This is a genomic window from Ruminococcus sp. 5_1_39BFAA (assembly GCF_964240875.1).
Classification (GTDB): domain Bacteria; phylum Bacillota; class Clostridia; order Lachnospirales; family Lachnospiraceae; genus Blautia_A.
The window spans coordinates 17,440-43,341 of sequence record NZ_CAXSVO010000014.1 but is presented as its reverse complement, the minus strand read 5'-3'; the positions used below and the strand labels follow the sequence as shown (position 1 = coordinate 43,341).

30 protein-coding genes are annotated in these 25,902 nt (G+C 44.6%); 4 read left to right on the top strand and 26 right to left on the bottom strand.

The genetic code is table 11. The annotated features are described in order from the left end of the window. Position 1: 1 nt before the first annotated feature. From ACESZH_RS14660 to acgA, 3 genes are all read right to left on the bottom strand, one after another. The gene (locus tag ACESZH_RS14660; RefSeq protein WP_373217420.1) at positions 2-583 is read right to left on the bottom strand and encodes a nitroreductase family protein; all 582 of its coding nucleotides are present in this window, start codon (positions 581-583) and stop codon (positions 2-4) included. Next, the gene (gene acgM / locus ACESZH_RS14655; protein ID WP_373217421.1) at positions 583-1,614 is read right to left on the bottom strand and encodes a radical SAM/SPASM domain protein, ACGX system; all 1,032 of its coding nucleotides are present in this window, start codon (positions 1,612-1,614) and stop codon (positions 583-585) included. The genes ACESZH_RS14660 and acgM overlap by 1 nt, the downstream gene beginning before the upstream one ends. A 106-nt stretch (positions 1,615-1,720) precedes the next feature. Continuing rightward, on the bottom strand, positions 1,721-1,954 hold the full coding sequence (gene acgA / locus ACESZH_RS14650; RefSeq protein WP_373217423.1) for an ACGX-repeat peptide: 234 nt from the start codon (positions 1,952-1,954) through the stop codon (positions 1,721-1,723). 290 nt (positions 1,955-2,244) lie between these two features. Here acgA and ACESZH_RS14645 point away from each other — a divergent pair, with 290 nt between their 5' ends. Together ACESZH_RS14645 and ACESZH_RS14640 are read left to right on the top strand one after the other, a co-directional pair. Next, positions 2,245-2,577, top strand: coding sequence for a winged helix-turn-helix transcriptional regulator (locus tag ACESZH_RS14645; protein WP_373217424.1), 333 nt, complete (start codon positions 2,245-2,247; stop codon positions 2,575-2,577). A 95-nt stretch (positions 2,578-2,672) separates the two neighbouring features. Then, a complete protein-coding gene (locus tag ACESZH_RS14640; RefSeq protein WP_373219922.1) occupies positions 2,673-2,825 on the top strand; it encodes a helix-turn-helix domain-containing protein in 153 nt (50 codons plus the stop codon). A 249-nt stretch (positions 2,826-3,074) separates the two neighbouring features. Here ACESZH_RS14640 and ACESZH_RS14635 read toward each other — a convergent pair whose 3' ends face one another. The 3 genes from ACESZH_RS14635 to ACESZH_RS14625 all read right to left on the bottom strand — a co-directional run bounded on the left by ACESZH_RS14635 (position 3,075) and on the right by ACESZH_RS14625 (position 4,079). Beyond that, positions 3,075-3,335, bottom strand: a complete 261-nt coding sequence (locus ACESZH_RS14635) for a hypothetical protein (protein ID WP_373217425.1) — start codon at positions 3,333-3,335, stop codon at positions 3,075-3,077. Between the two features lie 42 nt (positions 3,336-3,377). Next, entirely contained in the window at positions 3,378-3,770 is a 393-nt protein-coding gene (locus ACESZH_RS14630) for a hypothetical protein (protein ID WP_373217426.1), read from the bottom strand. 81 nt (positions 3,771-3,851) lie between these two features. Then, the gene (locus ACESZH_RS14625; RefSeq protein WP_373217428.1) at positions 3,852-4,079 is read right to left on the bottom strand and encodes a hypothetical protein; all 228 of its coding nucleotides are present in this window, start codon (positions 4,077-4,079) and stop codon (positions 3,852-3,854) included. A 128-nt stretch (positions 4,080-4,207) separates the two neighbouring features. Here ACESZH_RS14625 and ACESZH_RS14620 point away from each other — a divergent pair, with 128 nt between their 5' ends. Together ACESZH_RS14620 and ACESZH_RS14615 are read left to right on the top strand one after the other, a co-directional pair. Continuing rightward, positions 4,208-4,420 carry a helix-turn-helix domain-containing protein gene (locus ACESZH_RS14620; RefSeq protein WP_373217430.1) on the top strand — a complete coding sequence of 71 codons (213 nt, stop codon included), beginning with the start codon at positions 4,208-4,210 and terminating at the stop codon, positions 4,418-4,420. Positions 4,421-4,541: 121 nt separating this feature from the next. Further along, positions 4,542-4,757 carry a helix-turn-helix domain-containing protein gene (locus ACESZH_RS14615; protein ID WP_373217432.1) on the top strand — a complete coding sequence of 72 codons (216 nt, stop codon included), beginning with the start codon at positions 4,542-4,544 and terminating at the stop codon, positions 4,755-4,757. 59 nt (positions 4,758-4,816) lie between these two features. Here the strand turns inward: ACESZH_RS14615 and ACESZH_RS14610 are convergent, their stop codons facing one another. The 20 genes from ACESZH_RS14610 to ACESZH_RS14515 all read right to left on the bottom strand — a co-directional run bounded on the left by ACESZH_RS14610 (position 4,817) and on the right by ACESZH_RS14515 (position 25,855). After that, a complete protein-coding gene (locus ACESZH_RS14610) occupies positions 4,817-6,379 on the bottom strand; it encodes a hypothetical protein (protein ID WP_373217434.1) in 1,563 nt (520 codons plus the stop codon). Positions 6,380-6,639: 260 nt separating this feature from the next. Next, positions 6,640-7,560, bottom strand: coding sequence for a DNA ligase (locus ACESZH_RS14605; RefSeq protein ID WP_373217435.1), 921 nt, complete (start codon positions 7,558-7,560; stop codon positions 6,640-6,642). Beyond that, a complete protein-coding gene (locus ACESZH_RS14600) occupies positions 7,560-8,360 on the bottom strand; it encodes a Ku protein (protein ID WP_373217436.1) in 801 nt (266 codons plus the stop codon). Before ACESZH_RS14600 ends, ACESZH_RS14605 begins: the two co-directional genes overlap by 1 nt. 133 nt (positions 8,361-8,493) lie before the next feature. Then, complete coding sequence (locus ACESZH_RS14595) at positions 8,494-9,210, bottom strand: winged helix-turn-helix domain-containing protein (protein WP_373217437.1); 717 nt, start codon at positions 9,208-9,210, stop codon at positions 8,494-8,496. Positions 9,211-9,528: 318 nt separating this feature from the next. Continuing rightward, entirely contained in the window at positions 9,529-10,902 is a 1,374-nt protein-coding gene (locus tag ACESZH_RS14590) for a hypothetical protein (RefSeq protein ID WP_373217438.1), read from the bottom strand. Between the two features lie 34 nt (positions 10,903-10,936). Continuing rightward, a complete protein-coding gene (locus ACESZH_RS14585; RefSeq protein ID WP_373217439.1) occupies positions 10,937-12,166 on the bottom strand; it encodes a hypothetical protein in 1,230 nt (409 codons plus the stop codon). 28 nt (positions 12,167-12,194) lie between these two features. Continuing rightward, the gene (locus tag ACESZH_RS14580) at positions 12,195-14,030 is read right to left on the bottom strand and encodes a M4 family metallopeptidase (RefSeq protein ID WP_373217441.1); all 1,836 of its coding nucleotides are present in this window, start codon (positions 14,028-14,030) and stop codon (positions 12,195-12,197) included. A gap of 57 nt (positions 14,031-14,087) precedes the next feature. After that, entirely contained in the window at positions 14,088-15,200 is a 1,113-nt protein-coding gene (locus tag ACESZH_RS14575; RefSeq protein ID WP_373217443.1) for a hypothetical protein, read from the bottom strand. A gap of 32 nt (positions 15,201-15,232) precedes the next feature. Next, positions 15,233-16,969, bottom strand: a complete 1,737-nt coding sequence (locus tag ACESZH_RS14570; RefSeq protein WP_373217444.1) for a helix-turn-helix domain-containing protein — start codon at positions 16,967-16,969, stop codon at positions 15,233-15,235. Between the two features lie 8 nt (positions 16,970-16,977). Next, positions 16,978-17,460 carry a hypothetical protein gene (locus tag ACESZH_RS14565; RefSeq protein ID WP_373217445.1) on the bottom strand — a complete coding sequence of 161 codons (483 nt, stop codon included), beginning with the start codon at positions 17,458-17,460 and terminating at the stop codon, positions 16,978-16,980. A gap of 226 nt (positions 17,461-17,686) precedes the next feature. Next, the gene (locus ACESZH_RS14560) at positions 17,687-18,040 is read right to left on the bottom strand and encodes a hypothetical protein (protein WP_373217447.1); all 354 of its coding nucleotides are present in this window, start codon (positions 18,038-18,040) and stop codon (positions 17,687-17,689) included. Between the two features lie 9 nt (positions 18,041-18,049). Then, positions 18,050-18,874: a TPM domain-containing protein gene (locus ACESZH_RS14555; RefSeq protein WP_373217448.1), complete on the bottom strand. Its 825-nt coding sequence runs from the start codon at positions 18,872-18,874 to the stop codon at positions 18,050-18,052. Between the two features lie 13 nt (positions 18,875-18,887). Next, a complete protein-coding gene (locus ACESZH_RS14550; protein ID WP_373217450.1) occupies positions 18,888-19,982 on the bottom strand; it encodes a hypothetical protein in 1,095 nt (364 codons plus the stop codon). Between the two features lie 327 nt (positions 19,983-20,309). After that, a complete protein-coding gene (locus ACESZH_RS14545; RefSeq protein ID WP_373217451.1) occupies positions 20,310-20,783 on the bottom strand; it encodes a hypothetical protein in 474 nt (157 codons plus the stop codon). A 41-nt stretch (positions 20,784-20,824) separates the two neighbouring features. Next, entirely contained in the window at positions 20,825-21,238 is a 414-nt protein-coding gene (locus ACESZH_RS14540) for a hypothetical protein (RefSeq protein WP_373217453.1), read from the bottom strand. A gap of 55 nt (positions 21,239-21,293) precedes the next feature. After that, positions 21,294-21,821, bottom strand: a complete 528-nt coding sequence (locus ACESZH_RS14535; RefSeq protein WP_373219920.1) for a hypothetical protein — start codon at positions 21,819-21,821, stop codon at positions 21,294-21,296. A gap of 4 nt (positions 21,822-21,825) precedes the next feature. Then, positions 21,826-22,896 carry a DUF4428 domain-containing protein gene (locus ACESZH_RS14530; RefSeq protein WP_373217454.1) on the bottom strand — a complete coding sequence of 357 codons (1,071 nt, stop codon included), beginning with the start codon at positions 22,894-22,896 and terminating at the stop codon, positions 21,826-21,828. A 22-nt stretch (positions 22,897-22,918) separates the two neighbouring features. After that, the gene (locus tag ACESZH_RS14525; protein WP_373217456.1) at positions 22,919-24,328 is read right to left on the bottom strand and encodes an SPFH domain-containing protein; all 1,410 of its coding nucleotides are present in this window, start codon (positions 24,326-24,328) and stop codon (positions 22,919-22,921) included. Between the two features lie 80 nt (positions 24,329-24,408). Beyond that, positions 24,409-24,762, bottom strand: a complete 354-nt coding sequence (locus tag ACESZH_RS14520; RefSeq protein ID WP_373217457.1) for a hypothetical protein — start codon at positions 24,760-24,762, stop codon at positions 24,409-24,411. Positions 24,763-24,808: 46 nt separating this feature from the next. Further along, positions 24,809-25,855 carry a hypothetical protein gene (locus ACESZH_RS14515; RefSeq protein ID WP_373217459.1) on the bottom strand — a complete coding sequence of 349 codons (1,047 nt, stop codon included), beginning with the start codon at positions 25,853-25,855 and terminating at the stop codon, positions 24,809-24,811. Between the last annotated feature and the right edge of the window lie 47 nt (positions 25,856-25,902).

The following is a 25,902-nucleotide window of genomic DNA, read 5'->3' as shown; positions in this document are numbered from 1 at the left end:
CTTAGCCAATAATCTTGTATCGCCCTTCTTTTCTGGGCTTTGCCTGCGGATAGTCACCATTACAATAACCAAGCAGTACAAAGCATCTGGCAATATAGTTTTGAGGGATTTCCCATTCTTCTAAAAATCGGCTGCCAATTTCATTGTCAAAGGTTTCCTCGCCTCTGGCAATGATGCAGGAAGAAATACCAAGTTCCGCCGCTTCCAGTACCATATTTTCAGCACAGCAAAATGCGTCGGGAATACTATACAAAAATTTCTTCGGGGCAAAAATCGCGCAAACCGTAGGCGCACCGTAAAATCCACTCTTGATTGCCGGATCGTCAATAATGCTGGGCTGATTCTTTGAAACATAGGAGCCGGCCAGTCTCGATCTGTCAAACCGGGCAAGATTGAGTTTTCCGATCTTCTCACACAAATCTTTATCATGAATGGCGCAGATGAATGTGCGCTGGCCACCTCCAGCATTAGGAGCGTACAGCCCTGCTTCAATAATTTTTTGCAAGGTATCACGGTCAATCTGTCTATTTTGATACTTGCGAATCGAACGACGGTATTTTATAAGTTCCAATAACTCCATCATCAGACCTCCTTCCAGCATTGCGGATCGGCTGCATAGAAGTTGCCGTTCTTGCCACTGGCGACAGCGGGACAGCCCCGGCACCATGCCAACAATTCACATTTTGCACATTTTTCAAATTTGGTATAGTCCCGGTAACTTTCCATCTGGCAGACCCACACATCGGCAATTCTATCCTCAAACACATTTGCGACTTTGCTGTTCTGTACCCGGCGACAGGCGAAAATATCGCCAGTAGGTAAAATAGTCAAGTGACAGTTGCCGCAGTTACAGCCGCCGTAAATCATACCTTCTTCCACTACTTTTGGAATTTTGAAAGCACCGGTTTCATATTCATACAGCGTCCAAAGATGATCTTTTTTGTTAAAATAAGTTTCACAGCCTGCCGCCTCATACTCCTTAAACTTCTGATCGCAGGTTTCCAACAGCTTCCGGTAGCGCATCGGATCAATGTCGGTATCCTTTTCCTCACTGGTTGGACAGTATCGGGCAAAGGCAAACACATCGACTTTGTGTGCCACTACCGTGTCGATGATGTCAGGAATCTCCTCAATGTTCGTGCCTGAAACGGTTGTCATAATGACACTACGAATACCAGCTTTCTTGATGCAGGCGATCTTTTCAAGGGTGATATCAAAGCTGCCCGGTTTACGGAACCAGTCATGTGTTTCCCGCATACCGTCAAGAGAAAGCTGATATTTCTGGCAGCCGTATTCTTTCAGTTTGCGGCACACTTCATCATTCAGATGGAAAGGATTGCCGAGAATGGTGAAAGGGATGTCGTTCTCTTTCATTAGCCTGAGCAACTTCCAAAAATCAGGGTGCAGGATGGGATCGCCGCCGGTAATATAGAAATACGGCAGGCGCTCATATACTTTGCAGAAGTCCAGACAGTTGTAAAAGGTATCCTGCATCTGCTCCCAACTCATAGCATCCAGATGCTTACAAGCATCTTCTGAAAAGATATAACAATGCTTACATCGCTGGTCACACTCATCAGTGATGTGCCATTGGAAAGAAAAATACTGTTTCATATCGAATTACCTCACTTATATATAAATCGGATTGACCGAGTAACATTTCAAATGTTCCCGACGAGAGCGTTCCCGCCGGGAACGGCTTTAGTGGAAATAGAACAATTTACTTGTCGCCAGCGCCACAAGCGGAGCCGCAAGCAGCAGGCTTTTCTTCCGGCTTATCAGCAGCACCACAGGCAGCAGGAGCTTCGGCAGGCTTATCGCCAGCACCGCAAGCGGAACCGCAGGCAGCAGGCTTTTCTTCCGGTTTATCGGAAGCGCCGCAGGCAGAACCACAAGCAGAAGCAGGAGCTGCCTCCATTTTCTTGTTCCATCCAGACAGGTTAGAAAGTGCCATTGTTTTGACCTCCAAGTAAGTATTCAGAGTGCTGTTTTGCTCTCTGTACTTACCATTTTACGAATTTTTCTCAGTCCCACAAGTACGCACCTTTTTATTGGGATACGCACCTTTTTGTAACTATTGAGCTTTCTCGGGCTTTTCGGCCAATAGGAAATTGTAAATTTTTCTTGAACATACCCGCAGACATTGATTTCAGAGACTGTCAATGCTATAATGAATGTAACATCAGAAATGAATGTAACATAAAATAATAATGTATTAACGATAATTTAAGAGAGGTGATAAAAGTGAAAGCTAAAGACGAATTACCTGCTTGCCCGGTGGCGACTACAGTGCAGCTTATAGGAAGTAAATGGAAGTTGCTGATTATGCGTAATCTACTTGTCCGACCGTGGCGCTTTAATGAACTGCAAAAAAATTTAGAAGGAATCAGCCAAAAGGTACTAACGGACAGTCTGCGTTTTATGGAAGCCGATGGAATTATCACTCGTACAGTTTATCCCGAAGTCCCACCGAGGGTAGAATATGCTTTAAGCGAATTAGGCGAATCTATGCGGCCAATTATAGGTGCCATGGAACAGTGGGGAATACAATATAAGAATACGATAAATAAGGAGTAATGAAAAAAGATCAGCAACGCTGGTCTTTTTTCGTTCCATTAACCTACTTTTTACAACATAATTAAGGACAAATCCGTTGCTTTATCCTCTCCTTTATGGATACACAGTATGGATGCGCAAAAATGCATAAAAAGTTGATGGAGGAACGTGGCTGGACGGATTACCGATTGGCAAAAGAAGCAAACCTCTCTCACTCCTCAGTTACAAATATGTTCAACAGAAAAAAGCACCCACGCTTCCCATCTTAGAAACAGTGTGTAAGGCATTCGGTATAATACTGGCACAGTTTATCACTTTTTACCGTCGATATCGAAACAATGCTTAATCCTATATCGGAATAATATAGACGGTCTGAAAAACAGAATTTTCTGCTCCAGACCGTTACTTTTACGCTTTTTATTCTTAGTCTCTCAATCGTAGTAAAATGTAGTACCCCATTAGTCCTATTGCGCCAATTTAGCCGACAGGCCATCTTTTCCTCAGCGCTGCCGTGCCATTTATACATCCTCTTTCATACTCTCAATCATTTTCTCTAACTCTTCCAGACATTCTGGTGATATCTCTGGTTTCGGCAGCTTTCCGTATGCGTATGCACAAAGTGCTCCTACTAAAGTAAGTATTACAAATCCCCATGCGGTCACATCTTCCCGCACATTTATTTTATAGCAGAATATCAAATAAAGATATACCAGAATATACGCTCCAAACGATGCAGCCAGTAATCGGATTGCCTTTTTATCCCTTTCTTTCGCTGTCATACGCTTTCCCCTTCTCTTTTCACACCACATGCCCCTTCTCCTTCATATACTACTTTTCCGTTCCGGAGCATATAGTATGAGTAATTCTATATGATCCTCCGTACCCTCTTTGTCCTCTATAATATCATAGGTAACGTAATAGTCTCTGATAAAATATCCTCTATACGGATCAGACAACGTATAAAGTTCTCTCGTTGAAAAATCTATCAGACAATACCCTGTTGTCGCAATCCTGTTATCATCTCCGGCTTTTTTCTGATCTTCATAAAACTCTGCCGCTTTATCTAAGCATTTCTGACAAACCATCTTGCGGACCTCCATAAAATCCAACTCATCTTTATCCTCATAGTACGCCTTCACATGCGTAAATCCCCGGTTTGGAGTGCCATTTACATAAACACTGCCATAACCATTTCCAAAAGAACAAGTACTCATACCGCTGCCATTCTGGCCGAACAATTCATTTCCCTCATCATCATAGGCTCTTGCATCCGAATCAATGATTTCCAGTTGGTTTCAGTGAACAATGCCGATCGAATCACGGCCTGCGTAATAGGGCATCAGACTTTCCTCTCTGTCCCCGCAAATATAACAGTCTTCTGGTTTTACCACAGAAGTAACCTCTATTTGAAACTCTTCCAATGATATCTTGGTCTCCGTTATTTCTGTCTGTGCCTTGCCACACCCGTAAAACAGGAAACAGCAAATTATCACAAAAGATGGAATCCCCCATTTTATTGCCAAGATTTCTCCTCCTGTCATCATTCCGTATTTCTTTTTATTTTTCACTCATAATAATGATATAGTGCGTACACGCACCATATCATTATAAAGAATTGACATTTAAAATGCAAGAGAAGGAAGTGAAATGGATGATAAAATATGACCGCCTGTGGATTACGATCAAGAAGAAAAATCTCAGCCAGTATAAGCTCATAAATGAATATGGCATTGATAAAGCACAGCTTCACAGATTAAGAAAAAATATGGTTGTCAAAACCATCATATTGAATAGACTCTGCCAGATTCTCGAATGTCAGATCGAAGATATCATGGAATATGTGCCAGACGATAAAGATAAATAGGACATTGTAAGCCTCTCAGTTTTACAATGCCCTTTTTTCTATTGCTTTTATGGTGTACACGCGCACCATATCTTTGTAGAACCCAGCCCTTTAAAATACAGTAATAAGGGGTGATAACCAAATGATAAAATATGACCGCCTATGGTCTACACTGAAAGAAAAAAATATCAGCCAATACAAGCTGATTAAAGATTACGGCATTGACAAAGCCCAGCTTCACAGGCTGCGGCACAATATGATAGTGAAAACCGTCACCTTGAATAATCTTTGCAAGATCCTTGACTGCCGCATAGAAGATATCATGGAATATGTGCCAGACGAGGCAAAAGAAAACTAGGGAACACCACCCAAACTGGCGTTCCCTGATTTTCCCTGATTCCTGCGGCGAAAAAGTTTCTATGCTGCGATCTCTCTCTTTTCTGTACACACCATCAGGAACTTATTTTTCCCGTATGTGCCTGAATCGCTCACTGTCGCCTCCCCGTAAAGGCTGTCCAGATACTGTTTCCCGTTTTTAGATGCGGAAATGTAAACATAATAATCCATAAGTTCATATTCCTTTGATGCCGCATACTTTTCGTAGCTTTTGCTGATCACCACACGGGCACGCATCCTTTTTGCTTTTTCACGCACCATCTGATATACACAGGATACCACCTCATTCTCCTGCTCTTCGCTGATTCCTCCAAAGTAGGGGCGTTCCAAGAATAATATCAGTTCTTCGATTCCCTCCATACTGCCGTTTTCCTTTGTCAGATCCACAAACTCTACCCGCTTCGCCCGAATTGGTTTTTCAGTTACAGATCCTTTTGTCAATCTGATCAGCGCACGGAATACAATCCGTCCATTCTTTTCAAGATAAATAACCTTTTTATTGGCGTCAAAACAGGATAATAAGCATTCTTTATTGACACCACCACGGTAAGAAATACAGGTATGTATTGGTATTTCCCCTATCTGCAGTACCGGGATAAACCTGTCCTCTTCCCAGATTCTGCAGTCATCTACACTCCTGGACAAATTATCCTTCCATGCGTCTTCTACTTCTACGGGTACCGGATAAGCGATCTCCCTTTCCAGATCTTCCTCATGATATTTCAATTTTTCAAATTCCCCCATCAGTTCCGCTGTCAGAAGCCGGCGTACCGTTTCCAGTTTATGCTCTGTTTCCATACAAAACTGGCGCACAATCTCCGCCTCGCCATTATACACAAACTGGCGGACTCTGCCCTCATAGCGTTTTACAAATTCGTCTGTAATTGATAGGTTTTCCTTAAGCCACAACCAAGTCTCGTCATCCTGAAGCATACTTTCCTGAAATTGATCCAGCGTTTCATATTTTGACAATATATCCCTGTTCCGTACCAGATAGATTGCCTGCCGCTCGTTATTAATGCCGGGAATAAATCTCTGGTAATCTTCCCAGTCTGTCAGAAGCTCTACAGAGACATGCGCGTCTAAATCCTTAACATGCCCTAATTCCTCCCGCATCCACACAGAAAGCGGCTTTTCGGACAACCGCCGCGCCAGATTTTTCAGCCCAGATTCATCTTCCTCTTTCGGATATGGCACACAGTCACGCTTTACAAGCTCCCTTAATATACGCATACGTTCATCACTTCTGTCATTTGTCAGGAATCCGTATAACTGATAATAATAAGGCTGCAATGGTGCAAGCATTTTCAGTTCCTCAAATGTATAGCTTTTCCTGTCCAGGTATTCCTTGCCTTTCTTATACGCTATTTTCAGGTCGTAGCTATCCCGAAGATTCTTCTCATTCAGCGTATTCAGATTCAGATAGTTCCTGTAAATATCTGGCTCCAATAAAAGCGAATCCCTTCTCACAGACAAAAAATCTTCGCTGTTTTCATCCACCAGTTTCAGGAAATGTCTTTTCCCCGTGACAATCGCATAAAGCAGCACATCCTCCTGCAGGTAACTCTGAAAGTATTCTTTCACCACTTCAAACATCGTTTGCAGATTATAAGTTCCATGTTCTCACGAAGCTGTTCTTCTGTAAAGAAATCCGAAAAATGCCGCAGCATTCTTCGGATTCCTCTTTCCTCATCTTTGACTATCCCTCATTTCCATCCCAGTTAACTTCTATCCATCAATTTGCATTTATTCCAGCGCTACTACTTATATAACATTTTTTGAACTTAAGAATAACATAACACATTTCCCATGATTTCTCCACTTTAACGTGCTTCTTTTTCTTTTTATACCTGTACCTCTTTTGGTAGGATATCCTCCCGGATACCCTTAAAAACCGGCTGTCGTAAAGAATTCTGGAGATTTGGCATAAACTCCACTGTACATACATAATTCAGCTTTACCCAGATGGCATCTTTGTTTTCCGATGGCAGTATGCGGAACGGATTCACCCTCGTAACCTCCAGCAGTGATACCACCTCTTTTGTCACACCGGACGTGACATGCCCTTTATAAAGCAGCATGTCCCCCTTGTATTTGCCTATGATTAGGCTGAAGGTATACCTGCCTTTCTGTATATATCCAGCCACCACATAATCTTCATCAGCCATACGCTTAAACTTAACCCAGTCCTTTGTCCGCTTTCCCATAAGGTATGGGCTATCCTTGCGTTTAGCCACGACCCCTTCCAGTTCTCTTGCCTCTGCCGCCTGATATAACGCCCTTCCCTGTCCTTCGACAAAGCGGGATACTGCAATTCTCGGACTTTCCACAACCAGTTGAGACAACTGTTCTTTTCTCTCCATCAAGGGTTCCCATATAAATTCTTGACCTTCTCTGTAAATGCAGTCAAATACCACGTAGGAAGCCGGATATCTGGCCGCCTCTAACTCAATCTTAAACCGGTCCGTCAGCATCGTCCTTTTCTGCAAGCGGTAAAAATCCGGTACTCCGTTTACAAGGACAGCTATTTCTCCGTCCAGAATACAACGCCCTTTCACGTTTTTATAAATATCCTTCAGTTCCGGAAATTTTGACAGCATCCGCATGTTCCGTTTATTCCGAAAATCCACCATAGTCTGATCTATATAGGACAGACACCGGAAACCATCCATCTTTAACTCATAAATCCAATCGCTATCATCGAATGCATCCATCTGCTGTGCGATCAGCATGGGACTTGCGCCGCGCGTATCAAACAGATCCATTATGCTGTCCCCGTCAGCTGCTTCCGGCTTTTTTCATCGGGTTCCTGTGATAACTCCAGACTCTTCTGAAGCGCTTCCATCAGGTCAATAACGTTCGACGGTCCGATGGTATCCACTGCCACAATCTCCTGTCCCTGTATTTTCTTCATAATGGCTTCCCGAAGCCTCGCCTGGTATTCATCCTGAAATTCTTCCGCCACAAAAGGTTTTGTCATGTTCTCAATCAGCATTTTCGCCATGTTCAGCTCATTTTCATCTAACTTCAGCTTTTGCACAGGTTTTGGCATAGCAACGATTTCATCCTGATAAAATAACGTCTTTACTATAATCCCATCCTTTGTCGGGTACAGTACCAGCAATTTCTCATTGGTGCCCATCACCGTTTTCGCAATCGCCACTTTCTTTTGCGATAATAATGCCTGACGCAACAGTTCGTATGCTTTCTCCGCCCCCACTTCCGGCACGGCATAGTAGTCTTTTTCATAGTAGATCATATTTACCTCAGACATCTTTGCAAACTGAATGATATGGATAGTCTTATCTTTTTTGGTCTTGATTTTCTCTAATTCCTCATCAGTCATAACCACATATTTATTTTTCTCGTATTCATATCCTTTAATAATGTCCGCACTGGTTACCTCTTTCCCACAATGAGAACAGTATTTCTTATATTTGATCCTGGCCTTGCTCTCCTTCTCAAGCTGGTTGAAATGGATATCATTATCCTGTGTGGTTTTATACATTCCAACAGGTATCAGGACAAGCCCCATGGAAATGCTCCCTTTATGCGCAACTGCCATATCATCACCTCAATTTCTTTTTAAGGTTAGTATCTACGATCCGAAATTTCCTATGCAGAGAAAAAACACTTCCCCTGCGAAACGAAAAAAAGCACTTGCTGCATTGGCATTTTTTCCAAAACAACAAGTGCCTTTATTCCCCCTCTATCATATATCCGGTTCCATATACATTCTGTATGTATAGAGGATTTTTGGTATCATCCCCCATCTTTTTTCGTATACGGTGGATATGCGCCATGATATTCATATCATCATGAAGGTATTCCTTTTCCCATACTGCCTCATAAAGTTCCTTATAAGAAACAGCCTTATTTAAATGAAAAATCAGGTAACTCAAAATGGCAAACTCTGTCTTTGTGAAAATAAATTCTAAGCCATCCACAGAAACTTTTCGTGTCTGTGGATTGATTTGAAGCTCTTTTCCACTAATCCTCAATGCATAAACTCTTTTCCAATGAGCCCTCCGCAATAAAGCTCTCACACTGGCTAAAATTTCTTCATTTGTCTGTGGATATGCCAGATATTCGTCTGCTCCGGAATCAATCGCATAGATTTTTTCCTCAATCTGCCTGGTTCGGTCCTCTTCTCGGGAAATGAAAAGAGTGTATCCTGAAAATGAATATAATTGAATCTGTCTGACTATTCTAGTGCTCTCGCTGAAACAGTTCTTTATTTCTATAATTACAAGCGTAACTCTATTGAGAACAGTCGGCAACAGCTTTTCCTTCTTGCTATCCCATTCATTTTTTCTATAAGTCTCTACTTCATACTCTGCTCCAAAATGATGTATAAGTAAATGATATAATTCTAACGTTTCTGAAAAAATTAAAAGTTTCTTACGTATAACCATGTCTCAAATCCAACATTTCATCAAAGACTTTATTCATAACTAGAAAAAAACCATTATTATGTTAATACATTCCTGAATGCTACTTATTTTCAGAATTTTTCCCCGGTACCCCCATGTGTTACATTCACGGCACAACCATTTCTTCCGTTTCTGCTGCTTCTATTGATAAATTAGGTGTGATTTTTATTGAAATCTAATGCTGTCGAGAATATTACTGCATTCATCGGTTTACCATGGAAAAAGCACAAAAACCATTTACGATTTTTGTGCTTTCTGCCAAATTCATTTACTTGGCGATATCTGGGTTACCCCATATCCTCAGTTCGGATACAACTGCGTCGTTCCTGCCGGCTGATCGGTACTGTTGGTCACATAAACATTCCCATTGTCATCTGCGTACACATAATCGTATGAGGTGGGTATCTTTACATGGTCATCATTGGACAGTGTATAATCGTTCTGTGAAAAAATATAATCCGTAAAACGTTCATCTGAATAAGAGGTATCCGGGCCTGCCGATGAACTAACACTGCTCTGACAGTAGTCACTGACATCATTCATGCTGGTACACCCTGACTGTGTCATTGTCTGGAGAATCTTATCCCTTGTCTGAATCAACGCAGCTGTAAACTGATCGCTGACCGTTGTATTCAATACAAACTGCTCATAGTTGGCGTAATTCCCGTCATATTCATCTGCCGGAGTCAGTATAAAAAAAGCACACGGAGATTCCCATGAAATAAAGGACTGTTTTACCGTAACATTGTATCCAAAATCCATGTAAGCAGACATCTGTACCCCCTGTGTGGCAACGGAAACGGTCAGCAAAAATGGAAAACCATTCAGCGTCACCGAATAAACCCTCTCCGTTGAGCCAAAATACGCATCATCCACACTGATGCCCGTTCCGGATACCAGCTGTCCCATCTGCTGATACAGTTCATATGCTAAAGCATCCATCCTGTTCTGATGCTCCGCTGTCACCTCTTCCTGACTCATAAACTGAAGCTGCTGGTTCGGAAGGATGGACTGCGCCAAATAATCACAGTAGGCATCTGCTGTCATAAACTGCAGCATAGGTGTCATATACTCCGTATCAAATACCCCGTCCTGATGCTGCTTATAAACAGATCCGCTGATACTGCTCTCCAGCAAATGCTCGTAGCCCACCTGGGAATAAAATCCCATCACCGTATTTCCATCCGGGCTTAATGCTGTCAGATAAACCTGTGCGGGCACCCCTGCGCTCTGCCATTTTCCGCACCAGATAGTCTCTTCGTTTATGGTGTAATCGGATGGCGCATAGCAGCGGGCAACCGTCATTCCGGTTTCCTTGTCCTGTACCTCTGTAATTTTGAAACCTGATACCTTGGATGTGGATTCCATGGTATCCGGCTGGCTGACCTGACTGTTTCCTATTCCGCCTGCCGTAAACCCGGCAAAAGAATTTCCGCCATCCATCTCCCACATTTTATTTTCAAGGGAAGAACTTTCTTCTCCTATCATGTCCCCGACACCGGCTGCCGCCTTTGATGCTCCTATATCAAAATCACCATGCACACCGTATCCCGATAACTCTTCTGCCGTTACTGTTTTCGCTTCCATACCGGAAATCAGTCCGGCACACAAAGTCAATCCTATTCCGGAGACTGTTATATATTTTACAATCTGTTTCCATACTGCCCTTCTCATCCTTACCTCCTGGCGTTCAAATCAATAAATACGGTCAATTGTTCGGACTCAGGGAACAGAGGATTGCAGCCAACGTATCCACATCGGCAGAATAAGATCCGGCAATTACCACAAAGACATAATCCGTGCTCTGAGGGTGGAAAAACATCAAACCGCTCATATTGTCTGTTGTATTGCTGTAAGAAATGCATTCTATTCCATTGACCAGAACCTTGTCATCCACGGAATACCCTGCTGCTGTCAGATCTGCAGCCAGCTCATCCAGCGTGGTATACCCCTGGCTGTTCGCCCAGTCCACTTCAATATAAGGCGAGCTTTCCAAAGACGCATCATAGGCTAAATAGAGTGCTCCTGCATTCTTCTGCTCATCTGTAATAGGATACTGCGTCCAGTTCTTCGGCAGGTACAGCTTAAATCCGTCCTGAAACTCCACCCATGTTCCCGTAAAATTTGCCACGGATTCATCAAACGTAATGCTTCCTGCTGCTTCCTCTATCTGAGTATTATCTGCAATACCTCCGACACTTCCTGCATTCCCGCCAACCGTATCTTTGCCTTCAGATGCGTCATCGCTGTCTCTCTCAAGAACAATATCCCCAAGTCCTCCCAGATTCGTTACCGGCATACTCTGCCCGGTCACGCTGCGGCTGCTGTCCACATGTTTGTCATAATCACTGTCACCGCCTGCAAGAGGCGCAAAACCGCCTGCCACCTGTTCCAAATAGCCGGTGCCTACCAGATAGTTCAGCGCTGGAATCTCTTTTGAGCCAAACATATAGGTGCTGCCGTTCCAACCCAGAAAGAGACGGGTATCCGTTACCGTATATCCGCTGACTGTGTACTCATAAACGATCCTGCTGAAAGTATTGCCGTTAATTACAGTCGGAGCGGCTTCTTCCACTACCCTGAGATCTTCATAACATCCGGACATATAAACAGTGAAGGCATCTGCGAAATCATCGGAAGCGCTATCATATCTTCCGATGATCACATAAGGTATGGAGTCATCCTCTGCCGTATAAATATAGACAAATCCATCTGATTGCCTGATCGCCATATAATCTGAAGCAACAATGGATATTCCCAAATCATCCAGCGCAACGATATCTCCTGAGGATGTTAAAGCACTCTGCGGCGCAGTAATCTGATTGCTCTCCTCCCCGATTTCCCCAAAAATGCTGAGTCCTGATTCCGCAGAGACCGTGCTGGCCGTCAGCATAGCCGCCAGCATAAAAGCTATTCCCATTTTTCCTGTTTTTTTCATTATATTTTTCTCCTTTCAAATTTTCTGTTTAAAATCCTGCCTGCTCACATACCATATGGATCATCCCCATCCATTTCACATCCATCTGCATAATCTCTGCAGCAAATACAAGCGCATGGTGTACTTCACGGAATCCGGAATATGGCGTCAAAAGATTGATCACTTCTTTCCACAGACAGAACGCATCCTGTAGCTCCATTCCCTGCGCACAGAGCTGCCATGCCAAATGTGCTACCAGAGAGCTGTTTACATGAACGCCTCCGAAATCATCATCCAGAGTCGGATTGTCCGACATCTCCTGATAGAAATCTCCGCCGACTGTTGCCGGCTGACGGTAAAGCCACGGGAAACTCATGCTCCGGATCGTTCTGCCGGAATTCTCGGCCAGAAGCCATTGTCTGTCACCTGTTTCTCCCATCATCATCTCGCACAGATTTCCAAGGATATCGCTGAGCGCCTCATTCACTGCCCCTGGTTCATTCTCATACAGATCTCCCGCCAACGTGTAGGACGTGATTCCATGGGTGAACTCATGGGCGATCACATCGATGCTCTCTCCAAAATCATTCACCGCGCTGGCAGCAAACAGCGCCCAACCCGCATTTTGCCCCAGATAGCAGGCGTTATCAATGGGAACTCCTATGTCATTACAGTAATCTGTAAGAATCAAAATCGGCATTCCGAATCCATCCACAGAGGTCATACCAAAACTGTTAAAAAAATCAAAGACCTTTATGTAGCTTTCATAGGTCAGGAGATAGTGTTCCGACCATCCAGTATTCTCCCTGGATGTGAAGGGCTGATACTGCATCTGTGTTTTATAAATATAATAATCTGTCAAAAGGATATGCCGTTTTGCATCTGCCAGATAATAGGTTCCTTCGGAATCTCTGACCACCGGAACTGTAATCTCTTTCCTGCTTCCGTCGTGCAGAGTAACGGTACCCGTGTATGTATCTGCCATTTTTCCTTCAAACCAGGAAAGTGCCAACTCCTCCTGCACATTATCTCCCAGAACCAATTCCTCCGGAGAACTCACCGCCATGTAGGTCAGGTAAGAACCGTCAAAAGCAATCAGATGTTCCAAATATCCCCGTCCCTCCAGAGGACCTGCCTCCGGCGGATAATTTGTAAAGATCGCCCAGGCGTGGTATGCGATTCCATCAATGGTCACAGATGTCTGTCTGGCCGCCGCCGGATAAAATTGAAACGAGTATTCCGGATATCTGGTTTTTACGATTTCCTCCGCTCCTTCCGGCGTGATTGAAGACTGGGTTTTCGGTGCAAAACCGATATTCGGTGTAAATGAACAGATCAGCCCGGCAGTGTAACCCTTCGGATCCACCACGATCTTCAGAACCGCATTCTGCAGGGTCAGTTCTCCATACCGTTGTTTATAGATATAGTATGTATAACCATACTGGTTTGTCTCCGAATATACACCAAAGAATTCAGCTCCCCTGGTAAGCCCCAGAAGCTCAGCCATGCCTAGCAGCGACTCAATCCCTTCTTCCACGTTCGTTACTTTTTCCTCATAATATTTCCCTCTTAGAAATGTCAGGTAGCCTTCCTCGGAAAACAGCATCGTCACATCTCCATCATTCATCCTCTCAATGTCGTCAGCAGTCAGCTGAATAGGCGCATTCTCCGGGTTTTGTGTAGTTTCATTTGAATCCTTATCGGATGAATTCTCTGACTCTGAGCCATAACGATTGGCAATCTTCTGTTTCCAGATATCACTTAGTCCGCTGCCCGCCGGACGTCCACTTTGCTCTGCATCCGCCGCATAACTCTCCTTTGTACAGCAAAGAATGCCTACAATCAAAAGGAACAGAATCGAAAAACCTGTCCATTTCACTTTCACGCCAACTCTCCCCCATCCCCTTTATTCTGGTTTTTCATTTGCAGAAACAGCTCCTCTTCAGTCTACCCATCTCACAGAATGCAGAATTGACTCTGTATAAACGTGATTGGAAAGGTCATCTGCAACAACTATCACCGCGTGATAAACCGTTTCATCCTCACTTAAAAACATTACAAGTGTACCGGAGTCTTGCATATCCATGACTGCACAGGGAATATTATTGACGGTAATCATTTCGCATCCATCTTCCCCCAGTCCTTCCTGAATTAATTCCAGCATAGTATACCCGCTTGTTCTAAGTTCCTCCAGCTCCTCTGCGTCTAATTCTTTCAGGAATTCTTCCAGAGAGATACCCATAGCAACAAAACTTGTACTTTCATCCTCTGAAGCTGCCATATACATATACTCATAATCTGCCACGTCTTCTTCTGTTACATTTAAAACATTCCAGTCTGATGGAAGATACACCTGATAGCCACCTTTCATGTCCACCCAGGTTCCCTCATATCCTGCCTGTGTCTCATCAAAATGGTATTCCAATAGTTCTGCCGTATCTGTGGTTTCCGGGATTTCCGTTATCTCTGTATTAGCGGTATCTCCGACTTTTCCTAAAATAAGATTCTCTATATCGTTGATTTCTTCGGTAACACTGTCCTGTATAGCTTCGTCTGCTGCAGTAGCTTCCTGCGTACCAAGTATATAAGCATGCTCTTTTACAAAATCAATCTCTGCGCTCATCTGCTGAAATTCTTCCGCAATAGCGCTGTCTTCCATATAAGCCTGCGCATCTGTGGGGACTGTAAGGTAATAGTTAAAGACACTCTCCTCACTGAAGCCGATATAATAAAAATCCGGTAAATCCTGAAAATCGTGATTCACAGAATAGGACAGGGCAAAAAGCTTCCCACCGATGCTGCCATAATTTTCCATCCATTTTTCCCGGCTCGCCTTATGATAGAAGATTGCAGAATTTCCTTCCACTTCAATACTGTATTTTCCCTTCCAGTCTGCAGGAAGTGTCACTGCCACTTCCTCAAAATAGTAGACGGAAGAGCCATCTGCCAGCAGATTATCCGTAAAATCCAATGGATTCTGCATGCTGTCTCCCGCATACACCGTGCTGCACATTACCATAATCCCTGCACATACAGCTAACATGAATCTTTTCATATGATACCTCCCTAATCTGTTTTATTTTTCTCTCATCCGTTATCCATAATAGGCAGCCTGACATTTTCCAATGCATACCTGAGTTTTGGATGATGGATCACAAAATGGATCGCAGGCGCCCTGTTCTTAGATACCATGCACCATTTTCCCTCATAGCAGGTGATTTGAATATTGCGAAAGCCTTTCACCTTTGTGAGTCTGAACTGATAATTTTCATGTTCCGTATCATAGAGTTCGGCTGCCTTCACACAAGCACAGTATTCTTCGTAGGAAAGCAGGACATCCTTTTCCAGAAAACATTCCGGCATGGATAGGTTCATGGGATGTCCCACATATTCTTTTTCGCTAATCAGCGACAGCTCATCTATCACCGTGCTGTGGCAAAGTATCTTTTCCATCCTGTTCCTCTGCATTTTCTGATAGTTCAGAAGCTGCTGCTGTTCGTTTTCCGTGACCTGATTCCGTTTCAGGATCACTGACAGCAGTTTTTCCGATACAGCAAACAGCGGAGGAGCAGCCAAAATCCTCCTCCCTCTCCCCACACTTTCCGCCTCCTCATCCAAAAAATCCCACAATTCCTTTTTTCGTTCTTCGCGGTAGATATCCATCAAAGGTCTGGCCTTTTTCAGCAGAAACTCCATGTTTTTTCGGCAGACCACCGCCTCTTCCCTGTTATTGGTCAGGTAATAATGTGCATGATCATGGTGTCCGGAAATACAGTTGCCGGTCATCGCAACTGTGCCGGAGGAATAGTGCAGATGGGAATACACCCTGTTCTGAATTCCTTTCAGATAATAGGGATGGATCTGTCCGGTCATATACAGCGGAATCCAGTTTTCCAGTCCCAGCATCATATCCTTCACAGGACGCTCAACATCATGGACGATATGGATATGAATCCCTTTTTTCAGCACCATTGCCAGTCCAAACATATATTTTTTTGAGAAATCCTCATCCGCCGCCATATCCTCCACCGGCATATCACTGCACATATATAACGGCTCCATAGACTTTGCGAGCACCGTATTTTTCAAAAATTCAAGCTCTCCCTCGCGCATTTCCTTTAATCCGTAATAATGTTTGGAAATCGGAAGCTGAAACGGAACCTTTGGCACCTTCAATGTGTCAAAATGAATAGCTCTGATATAATGATTCAGGTCAAACTCGTCCATCTTTTTCAGAAAACCAGAAACATAATCCGGTTTTGCCAAAGTTCCGGAACACAACCAGCCCTTTAATTTTTCCAGATAATCTTCCTTTTCTTCCAGTTCCTTCTCGCCAACGCCTATGATAGATGCAACGTTTTCCCGTCCTCTTTCATCCGAAAAATGGGAAATGATATAGCCGCATATTCCCTTCGCAAACGCCTCCGGATTTGATGGAATTCTTCTTCCTGTACGAACTTTGGATATATAGGAAGCATCATAATGCAGGGACGCCGCCATTTTTGAAACATTAATGTCCAGTTCTCTTATCATCTGATCCAGTTTTTCATGAAAAACAATTTCTGTATGTTCCTCCTGTACCAATGCTTCATATAATATCTGAAAGACCTCTCTTTTATTCAGATTCTGTATTCCTTTGTCTCTGGCCGTCCACACAATTCCTTCTGCCAGTTTCTTAAGCTGAATGCTGTCTGGAGATGGAACTCTCTCTCCTTTTCGATATCTGCTGATGACAGCCTCAGAAAGGCCGGAATTCTGCGCAAGTTCCTTTCCTGTGCATGAGAGTTCTTCTATATATTCGCTTAACTTTTCACAAAAAATCATATTTTCACCTACCCTGCCGTTTTCTGATACGCAATTTTCCAAAAATCAACAATACCCTCCAACTCATAAATGTAGAATTTGTCATTCTTTTTCCATTCCAGATTTGCATCATTAAGTTGGAGTTCAACCTTTTCTCCATCATCAAAAACAAAACTTATAGAGTTATACCGATCTGTTACACAAATATCCGTCTTTTCCCCTATACGGATATCCATAAACGATTGTGCAGCCGCTTCTATCTCTCCTGTTTCTGTCAATTCTGCAATCTCCTGCCATCCGTTATCATCCCTCACTACACATATTTTGACGGGAAGCTCTTCTTTCATCCCTGCCAGCTTATCATTTCCTAACGCTTCATATAAAAAATCCCCCTTGTCAAAGCTTATATCATCTTCCTGTTTTCCAAGAGGATTTTGGCAAAACATCAAAGCGGCTATTATCAAAGTAACGACTGTTTTCATCTTCCCTCCGTATTTATCTGTCATATTCATTTTAATATTTCTATCCTAAGTATAAAAAACATAAAAATTGCCACACATGTCTATGACAAATGTGGCAATTTTTATGTTTTTTAGATAATCTCTTGTCTGTTTCTGTATCCCCTTTATTCTCCTTCCACCATATATCCGGAAAAAGTTTCTTCCAGAAATCCTAAGCTCCAAATCCGCTTTCCATTGAAATCGTCTCAAAAGTGCTTTTACACTTGCAATAATTTCTTCATTTGTCTGCCCTATGTCCAAGGTATTCATCAACACCAGAATCTATCGCACATATTTTTTCCTCAATCTGTTTGTCCCTTTCTTTCGTAGTAGAAATTAGTAAAATGAATCCAGTATATGCACATAACCTAAATCTCCTAGCTAAATTTAATGCTTCTATGAAACTGCATTCCACTTCTATTATAAGAAGTTCCGGTCCTTTATCCAGAATTGTCAAAATTTCTTCCCTTTCTTGCCTATATCCAAATCTGTCCACCTCATATTCGGAACCAAAATATCTTATAAGTAAATAATACAACTCCAATCGTTTTGAAAACAGTGTAATCGTTTTATGTATAACTATACCTCCCAAAGTGATTCCTTAGAATTTCCCACCACCGCCTCCATGCCTTGTACCAGAGGACGATTTATGGGTACTGCTTCCAGAACTGTTATTTTTTGATTTTTCTGTACGGTCAACTTTATGATAGAGGAACAGATCTCTGCTTTCCGTCACATTCATGCTGCCTTCCCGAACATAGCTGCTTGCTGCTGCCTGGGCGCGAACCGTCTTCAGCTGACTTTTCATGGAACCCACTATAATCTTTGCAACTCCAAAGCCAATCGCAAGGGAAATTGCAATCCAAATCGCAGACAATGGTTTCTTAGGCAGATCAGATTTGTCAAAAGGATCGCCATCTCTTGCCTGAGTAACGAATTGATTACCAAACCGGACAAACGTGCGGAAAGCTTCTGCATAATTCTCAGCTGACAAATCATCACCTATCTGTTCCCCAATATATGTAATCCCGGCATCTGTAAAAGCCGTAATGCCATATCCGCAAGTTGAAATATACCAGTCCCGCTCCTCCATACTGATCAACAGCAGAGCGCCATCTTTATTGCTTCCATAGCCGAACTCGCAGTAATCATACCAATCATCCGCATAATCCTGAACGGTACAACCTTCCAGATTGTCCACTGTCGCAATAACGAGGTCAAATTTTAAACGCACACTCATTTCGTCAAGCAGCTTTTGAATCTCGCTAACCTCTTCCTCTGTTAAAACGTCGGCAAGATCCTGCAAACGATAATACTCATCCGTAAATCCGTCCGTATCCTCTGCACCACCAGCTGTAAAAGTCGGTACTGCCATGCTGAAACAAAGAATGAGTAGCACTAAAATCATAGATATTCTCTTTTTCATCTGTCTGCCCTCCTTATATAATGCCTGCAAAATGCAGCAGCCAGGCAATACCATAAGTCGCAGCACTGCACAAGGCCGTAAGACCTATGGTCCATTTCCGCGCTACGTTGTTATCGATGGGAAGATCGCCCACCAGCTTTCCTGTCTGACCATTCATGGCAAATGTATATTTTTGTCCGTTCCATGTGGTATTTAGCAGCCACACCGGATAGAGCGCATACTTTGCTTTTCCACCGTGCAGCTTTACGCTGCTTGTTTCCGGAACCACACTGGTGTAACCCTGTACCGTAGAAGCAAAGGCTTCCTCAGCACTCCGTTTGATCCGCTCATTGGCCCGTTCAATACTCTGCTCGGCATCTACATCGTACTTATCCGCCAGATACCCCGCCAAATATGCTGTTCTGAAATCTACCGCATCGGAAAACCGGAATGGTTCAATAGACTCCATCAGATCATCCGGCATTTTGGACGAGCCATCCACCGGGACTCGTTCAAAACCAACTACGCCGCCCCGGCTGACCGCAAAGAAACTGGTTTCCGTGTAATTATAATTGCTGTCGCTCCAGGTGCGGACACGGGTCGCTTTATAACGGATGCTTGCCTCTGCATCTGCATCAAACAACCAGAAGGGAACATACACTCCCTTGATCTCATCAATGTGATTCTGATCCTTGAAAATTTTCGGAAGAAGCCGCTTGCCGCCATAATGCTTTTGAAGCGCTGCCTTTGCAGCCTTTTTATCCAACTTGAAGGGGATAATATAATCCGGTTTCAGAGTACCGGAAAATTGCCCCATCATGACCACCGGATTTCCGCAGAAGGGGCATGAAGTTGCAGCAGTATTTTCATCGCCAACAATCTCTCCGCCGCAGGACTTACACACAAAGGAGCGAAGTCCATCTGCTTCGCCTTCCTGCCATTCTCCACCGGCGGCTGTTTCCCAATTCATGTCATCTGTCTGACTGGAAGTGAGTTCGCTGTCATAGGCCGCCAGAGCTTCCATTTCAAATTCCGTATCACAAAATGGGCATTTCATTTTCTGTATCCCGCTGTCAAAGGCTATCGCGCCGCCGCAGCATGGGCATTTGTATTCCTGTAAAAGACTCATGTGTCATTCCTCCCTGTTTCAGAAACGGCGACGGTACTTCCGCCATCCGCTTCTTCCAATTTGGTACCAACGTTGCCAAGGGCAGCCTCCGTCGGTTTGAGTGAAAACAGGGTTGCTGCGGCGCAGCAGCCCTGTTCATAAATGCTTTAAATGTGCCCGCGAGGGAGCGGGCGCAATACACGAGAAGCTTTCTGCTTACCAGAGGCCGTTTATGACATTTTCGCTCATATTACAAGAGATGTACCACTCCTCGCCGTCCTCCAGCTCGAATGAGAACAGATAAAAACTTCCTCATGACCAGATTGCTTTCTTTTTATGTAATGTGATTTATTTGACCCACTGGAGGCTGCCGAGGATGCTCTGTACCTCATCACTTCCAAAATCGCACTTGTAGCCCTTTACCATAAACACTTTTTCGTCAATCTGTGCGACAGCTGCATTTTCAGCCAGGTACCATGTACCGTTGGTCAGCTCTTTTTCCCCCGCGTAGTTTCCATAGGGATTGCCGGATTCCTGAACCGCCTTTGCACCGTCCAGATCCTGGGGATATTCTTCAACCTGCAGATAGGGGTCGCCAGTCTGATAATCCTCGGTATGGCAGATAACATCCGCCGTGTCAGTTCCGAACATGTCGGTGCCGGTAACCAGGCTCCAGCCGGAAGGAAGTTCCACCGTTACCATGTCGCCGGAAGCCGTTGTCGTTTTGGGCGCGCTGTTGCCGTTGTTTCCGCCGCAGGCAGCCAGAGCGAATACCATTGTAAGTACCAGAAGAATAGCTAAAATCTTGTTCGTTTTTTTCATAATAATCTTTTCTTTCAAAAGTGGTTATAATGTACTACCAGTTATCCATTTACATTGGACTTCGTTTTCAGCGCACCGTAGACATACAGACCAGGCACCAGCAAATTGAGCACCAGATTCGTGATATTGAAGTCTCCGCCGCCAATCAGACCGATCACCATGGAGATAATGCTTAGGACCGCGATCACGATGCCCCAGGTCACGCACTTCCCGGCGGTCTCAGGAACCTTGCACGCCTTGAGACCTTTTGCGCCGGCGATGATCTGAATTACCGAGGAAATCGTCACAAGGATGGAGCTGGCGTAGAGGAGGCCAGTCCCCTCTGCGCTCCCCGCGAGCGCCGCCAGGGCGCTGACGCCGAGGATCGCGATTACCCCGGCGATAACAGCGATGATGCCGCCTACGATCATCAAAATAGAAGTGATCTTCAAAAATTTCTGTCCGTTGTTAGTCATTGTAATTTCCTCCGTTTTTGTTGTATAGGACACTGTTCCTTCTCAGCATCCTTGGTTATTTCTCTTGTTTTTTGAATTCGACGGTTTTGCTGTTGTCCGCAAGGTCAATCTCCACGATCAGTCTGCCGCTGGTATCTTCCTCAGAGACTTCATGGTAAAAGGAAGTGATTTCTCCCGCAGGAGATCCATCTTCCTTCTGCAATATACAGGAGTCCAATGAAAGCTCCGTAGACCGGATGATCCCCGGCTGAAGATAAACAAATTGGATATGATCCTCCAACAACGGCTCACCATCCAGCCAAAGTATAATGCGATAGTCGCTATCCAGCTTTATGGTATAGTGCCCGTCCTCGCTTGACCAGGTGCCCGTAATCACTTGAAGAAGCTTTTCATTATCGACGTATGTATGATCGCCATCCAGTATAGGGACGGCATCTGTTCCATCCATATAGTCCGGATTCATCATGCCGCCCTTATCCATGATCTGGTCAGCAACAAAATGGCGAAACAGAAGAACCCCGGTCACGCACAAAACTGTCAAGGCAAGCAGTACAATCAAAAGCACGGTTAGAACCTTTTTCATGTCTCTACGGTCTTTTTGCCCCACAGTTCTCACAGAATTTCCCCTGATTTGCCGCACCGCAGAAAGGGCAACTCCAGCTTTGCGCGACAGCACTGTTCTGGACGGAAGTATCGGTCGGCATAGCGGTATTGCTTGGCGCAACACCTTCTTCCATTGCAGCGGCAAATGCCAAATTTTTAAGGTTTGTCAGTACTTTTTCGTCCGAGAAGGGTGCTCCACATTGCTGACAGGTAAGGGTGTTGTTGTTCGGACAACCGCAGGACGCACATCTCCATGTGGTGATTCTAAACACTTCCTCAACCGCTTTTTTCGCCGCGGGTGAAGAAGAAAGCCCGGGAATAAGCGATTCAATGGAAAAATTGCTCTGTGCGGTCGCACCTACCTGCTGTCCGCTCACCGCACCGCTGCGGATCTGCTCAAGCAGGCTGCAAATCTCGTCGCACGCTTCCCTAAAACCGCGGTAGCAGGGATCATACAGAGGCTCTTCATGGCGATCCTGAAGGAAGCTGCTGCCGGTCCACCTGATTGTCGTAGGCTGGAAAGGAATGTGTACACAGCTGTCATTCAGCTTAAATTTCATCTCACTGAAATAGGGCACATTCACGGAAATGATAATATAAAAATCATAGTCATATTCGTACCGTGGCGGGTTGTAGCTTTTGCGGACGATTTTTCCGTCTTGGTCCTTCGTCTCGATTTTCAGCTCGGTGCGACTCTCGTCGATATCCGTGCGGCAGCCAGTGATGGCCGAAATGTCCAGCACGTCAGCATTGTCCGTGGCAGGATTGCTCTCGCGCGTCACGGCAAACCACCGGTGCTGTTCATCCAGCAAGAGCTTTGTTCTCTCGCCGAATGTACGGGTGGTGCGGAACTGCGCGGTGCGCTCGCGGTTCGCCTCACGCCAGTCAAGCTGCTCCCTGATCTCTGCCACGGTACTGCTGCGCCGCTCACTGAACCATGGCGAGAGCTTTTTGGCGCAATCCTTACAGAGGTTGCCGTCTTCCAGCTTACGATTTCCCAATAGGCCGATTTTTTCTCCACAAATATCACAGTATTTTTTGTCAAATAGTCCCATATTAGCATTTCTCCTTTCCTGGTTACTTCATGTCGTTGTCATCAAAAACATCACCGCATTCTGGGCAGAATTTCGGGGGATGTGCCGGATCCTCTGGCTCCCAACCACACTTGTCACACCGATACATTGGTACACCCGCCGGTTTCTTCGCTCCACAATTCTGACAGAACTTCCCTTTATTTACCGTTCCGCAGGAACAGGTCCATCCGTCCGCATCCGCAGGCTTCGGAGAGCCGCACTCCGGACAGAACTTCCCTGTCGCCGTGGCTCCACATTTACATTTCCAGGCACCTGCCTGCACCGGCTCCGGTTTCTTTGCACCACATTCCGGGCAGAATTTCCCGGTCGCTGTAGCTCCGCAGGAGCATTTCCAGCTATTTTGCGCAGGCGCCGGGGACGGAGCTGTCTGCTGCGCTGCCTGTTGCTGCTGCCCCATGGCAAACAAACTCTGTGCGTTCATGCCTCCTGCCTGTGCTGCCATTCCCATTCCCATAAAGCCCATCATAGCTCCATTTTCATTGGATGCCGCCATTTTCATGGCATCCGCCTGTGCTCCTGTAAGGGTAGCCGCAGCCATTGACGGGTCACGCATAATCGCCGTGCGTTGTGCCTGCTTGATCATTTCCGAATCTTCCGGCGGCAATGTCACCTGGTTTACCCCGACAGAAACTATTTCTAATCCACGAAGCTGTGACCACTTTTTTGTCAGTGCTTCATTCATGGCATCCGCCAGCTCCAACACATGTCCCGGAATTGCGCTTGGCCGTATCTGAAGTTCAGATATTTTTGCAAAAGCTGGCTGAAGCGCAGTTAAAAACTCTGCTTTCAGCTGGCTGTCGATTTCTTCTCTTCGATACTCTGATGCCACATTACCGCAGACATTTGTGTAAAACAAAATTGGGTCTGCAATCCGGTAAGAATAACTTCCATTACAGCGCACGGATACATCTACATCCAGTCCAATATTGGTATCCACAACCCGAAATGGAATCGGTGTAGCAGTTCCGAACTTATTATCCACTAATTCTTTCGTATTAAAATAATAAACCCGCTGGTCTTTTCCAGTATCACCGCCAAAGGTGAACCGCTTTCCAATGGCCTCAAACGTCCGGTCAATTCCCTCATCCAGATTCCCCGCAAAAATACTGGGTTCTGTGGAGGTGTCAAACACAAACTCGCCGGGTTCCGCGCAAACCTCTACGACCTTTCCCTGTTCCACGATCATCATGCATTGTCCATCTGCTACCGCGACCACAGAGCCGTTTGAAATAATATTCTCATCTCCCTTTGTATTGGAAGATCGTTTTCCAGTTCGTTTACTTCCTTTTTTTACAAGAACATCCTTGTCCATTGATTCGCAGTAAAAAAATTCCTTCCACTGATCCGCCAATACACCGCCGGCGGCTCCGATTCCCGCTTTGATTAAACCCATGTTTTTCTTCCTCCCTACTTTATTGTCCACTCAAAGGTGCTCTGCAAAAAGTACATCCATCTCATTCCTGTTCTCCCCCATTACATTCCGACAGGTGTCCCCGTTTCATTCAGCCGTGCGGCACAGTCTCTGCACATTTCAATTTCCTCACAGAGCAAAAAACAGTTATCACATACAAGATGACCGCAGATCGGACATCTACTGAATACCTCTTTTGCTTCTTTTGCTGCCAGAGAGAAAGCTTCCGCTTTCTCTTTCTGATACAACGTCTGATAAATAATTCTTTTTCCTTCTGTAGAAGGAGTTATGCAGGCCTGAGAGAACAGTCTTGACTTGCTTTTCCATATTTTCCCACAACTCTCACAACGAATCTGATACTGAAATTCTTTCTGTGTCGAGCAGTCTTCCAGATATTCATCTATGTTCTGTTTCACTTGTCTCCACACCGCCTCTCAAATAATATAAAAACTGTCCATTTCACTACTGACGCATATTATAATTATCCCACTTGGGAGTATATTCCTGTTCTTCATCGTAATAACTGATCGTCAGGATCGGATCCACACCCGGAACGATGGAATAATCATAGGTAAATTCATAATCCCCGTCCTTCAGAACTGCCGTTCCTTCTGTATCAGAAGTTTCTGTCAATATCACGGAATCTGCCGTATACTGGTGCTCATAATCCATGAAATCTGCCATTGCCGCAATGACGTCCGGCACATTACTGAGATCTTCCTTCACAGTATATGTGTTCCACCTTTCCACATACTCAGCTCCTTCATAAACCTGTTCAAAACCATATTCCTCATCGTAAACCCATTTAATATTAACAAAGTTATCTGCAGTGACCTCATAGGTTCCCTCAATATGCTCCGCCTCTGAATACTCATCGCCCGGTCTGTCAGCCGTAAACGTTCCGTTCCCCTCGTCCACAGCGATTTCATACTCGCTTCCGAAACTGTAGCTCTTCATATAGGCAGCAATCACAGCTTCTGTATTCGGTGCTTCCGGATGATAGACATAGGGATTCTCTTTCGGCGTATTTGCCTTTTCCTCATTCTCTTCATCATCCATCGCCTCCATCAGCGCATCCCAGTCCAGATCTTCCTGGATCAATTCACGCCCTAAAGCAAACCAGGTATCATCTCCCATATCCACCAGAACTTCACCGTCCACGTCATCTAAGGTTGTCTCTGAACCATCCTCTGCTTTTAAAACTATTTTTTCATCCGTAAGTTCCCAGGTAAATGCGATGTGCTCAGCTTCCTCTTCCCCGGCATCCTCAAGGCCGAAATAAGCAACCGATCCGGTTCCGTCTTCATTCAGGGTAAATAAATAGGAACCACCCATAATACCTGCCAAATTCATTCTCATTCCATTCTGCCCGTCCATCATGTAGTTTGCATACCATTCTCCCATGTAATCGCCTGGATCTGTGATCTCCGCATCTACATTCACTGCACATAACATAACCGATGCCGCTAAAACAGCTGTTGATGCAATAATTCTCTTTTTCATTTTCATAATCCATTTCTCCTTTTTGTTTTATTGTGCTGCGCACTATCTGATAC

Excerpts from the sequence above, each read along its gene's own strand:
- ACESZH_RS14660 (WP_373217420.1), bottom strand. The coding sequence starts at position 583 with ATGATGGAGTTATTGGAACTTATAAAATACCGTCGTTCGATTCGCAAG.
- acgM (WP_373217421.1), bottom strand. The coding sequence starts at position 1,614 with ATGAAACAGTATTTTTCTTTCCAATGGCACATCACTGATGAGTGTGAC.
- acgA (WP_373217423.1), bottom strand. The coding sequence starts at position 1,954 with ATGGCACTTTCTAACCTGTCTGGATGGAACAAGAAAATGGAGGCAGCT.
- ACESZH_RS14640 (WP_373219922.1), top strand. The coding sequence starts at position 2,673 with ATGGATACACAGTATGGATGCGCAAAAATGCATAAAAAGTTGATGGAG.
- ACESZH_RS14635 (WP_373217425.1), bottom strand. The coding sequence starts at position 3,335 with ATGACAGCGAAAGAAAGGGATAAAAAGGCAATCCGATTACTGGCTGCA.
- ACESZH_RS14630 (WP_373217426.1), bottom strand. The coding sequence starts at position 3,770 with ATGAGTACTTGTTCTTTTGGAAATGGTTATGGCAGTGTTTATGTAAAT.
- ACESZH_RS14620 (WP_373217430.1), top strand. The coding sequence starts at position 4,208 with ATGATAAAATATGACCGCCTGTGGATTACGATCAAGAAGAAAAATCTC.
- ACESZH_RS14615 (WP_373217432.1), top strand. The coding sequence starts at position 4,542 with ATGATAAAATATGACCGCCTATGGTCTACACTGAAAGAAAAAAATATC.
- ACESZH_RS14605 (WP_373217435.1), bottom strand. The coding sequence starts at position 7,560 with ATGGATCTGTTTGATACGCGCGGCGCAAGTCCCATGCTGATCGCACAG.
- ACESZH_RS14600 (WP_373217436.1), bottom strand. The coding sequence starts at position 8,360 with ATGGCAGTTGCGCATAAAGGGAGCATTTCCATGGGGCTTGTCCTGATA.
- ACESZH_RS14595 (WP_373217437.1), bottom strand. The coding sequence starts at position 9,210 with ATGGTTATACGTAAGAAACTTTTAATTTTTTCAGAAACGTTAGAATTA.
- ACESZH_RS14590 (WP_373217438.1), bottom strand. The coding sequence starts at position 10,902 with ATGAGAAGGGCAGTATGGAAACAGATTGTAAAATATATAACAGTCTCC.
- ACESZH_RS14585 (WP_373217439.1), bottom strand. The coding sequence starts at position 12,166 with ATGAAAAAAACAGGAAAAATGGGAATAGCTTTTATGCTGGCGGCTATG.
- ACESZH_RS14575 (WP_373217443.1), bottom strand. The coding sequence starts at position 15,200 with ATGAAAAGATTCATGTTAGCTGTATGTGCAGGGATTATGGTAATGTGC.
- ACESZH_RS14570 (WP_373217444.1), bottom strand. The coding sequence starts at position 16,969 with ATGATTTTTTGTGAAAAGTTAAGCGAATATATAGAAGAACTCTCATGC.
- ACESZH_RS14565 (WP_373217445.1), bottom strand. The coding sequence starts at position 17,460 with ATGAATATGACAGATAAATACGGAGGGAAGATGAAAACAGTCGTTACT.
- ACESZH_RS14555 (WP_373217448.1), bottom strand. The coding sequence starts at position 18,874 with ATGAAAAAGAGAATATCTATGATTTTAGTGCTACTCATTCTTTGTTTC.
- ACESZH_RS14550 (WP_373217450.1), bottom strand. The coding sequence starts at position 19,982 with ATGAGTCTTTTACAGGAATACAAATGCCCATGCTGCGGCGGCGCGATA.
- ACESZH_RS14545 (WP_373217451.1), bottom strand. The coding sequence starts at position 20,783 with ATGAAAAAAACGAACAAGATTTTAGCTATTCTTCTGGTACTTACAATG.
- ACESZH_RS14540 (WP_373217453.1), bottom strand. The coding sequence starts at position 21,238 with ATGACTAACAACGGACAGAAATTTTTGAAGATCACTTCTATTTTGATG.
- ACESZH_RS14535 (WP_373219920.1), bottom strand. The coding sequence starts at position 21,821 with ATGAAAAAGGTTCTAACCGTGCTTTTGATTGTACTGCTTGCCTTGACA.
- ACESZH_RS14530 (WP_373217454.1), bottom strand. The coding sequence starts at position 22,896 with ATGGGACTATTTGACAAAAAATACTGTGATATTTGTGGAGAAAAAATC.
- ACESZH_RS14525 (WP_373217456.1), bottom strand. The coding sequence starts at position 24,328 with ATGGGTTTAATCAAAGCGGGAATCGGAGCCGCCGGCGGTGTATTGGCG.
- ACESZH_RS14515 (WP_373217459.1), bottom strand. The coding sequence starts at position 25,855 with ATGAAAATGAAAAAGAGAATTATTGCATCAACAGCTGTTTTAGCGGCA.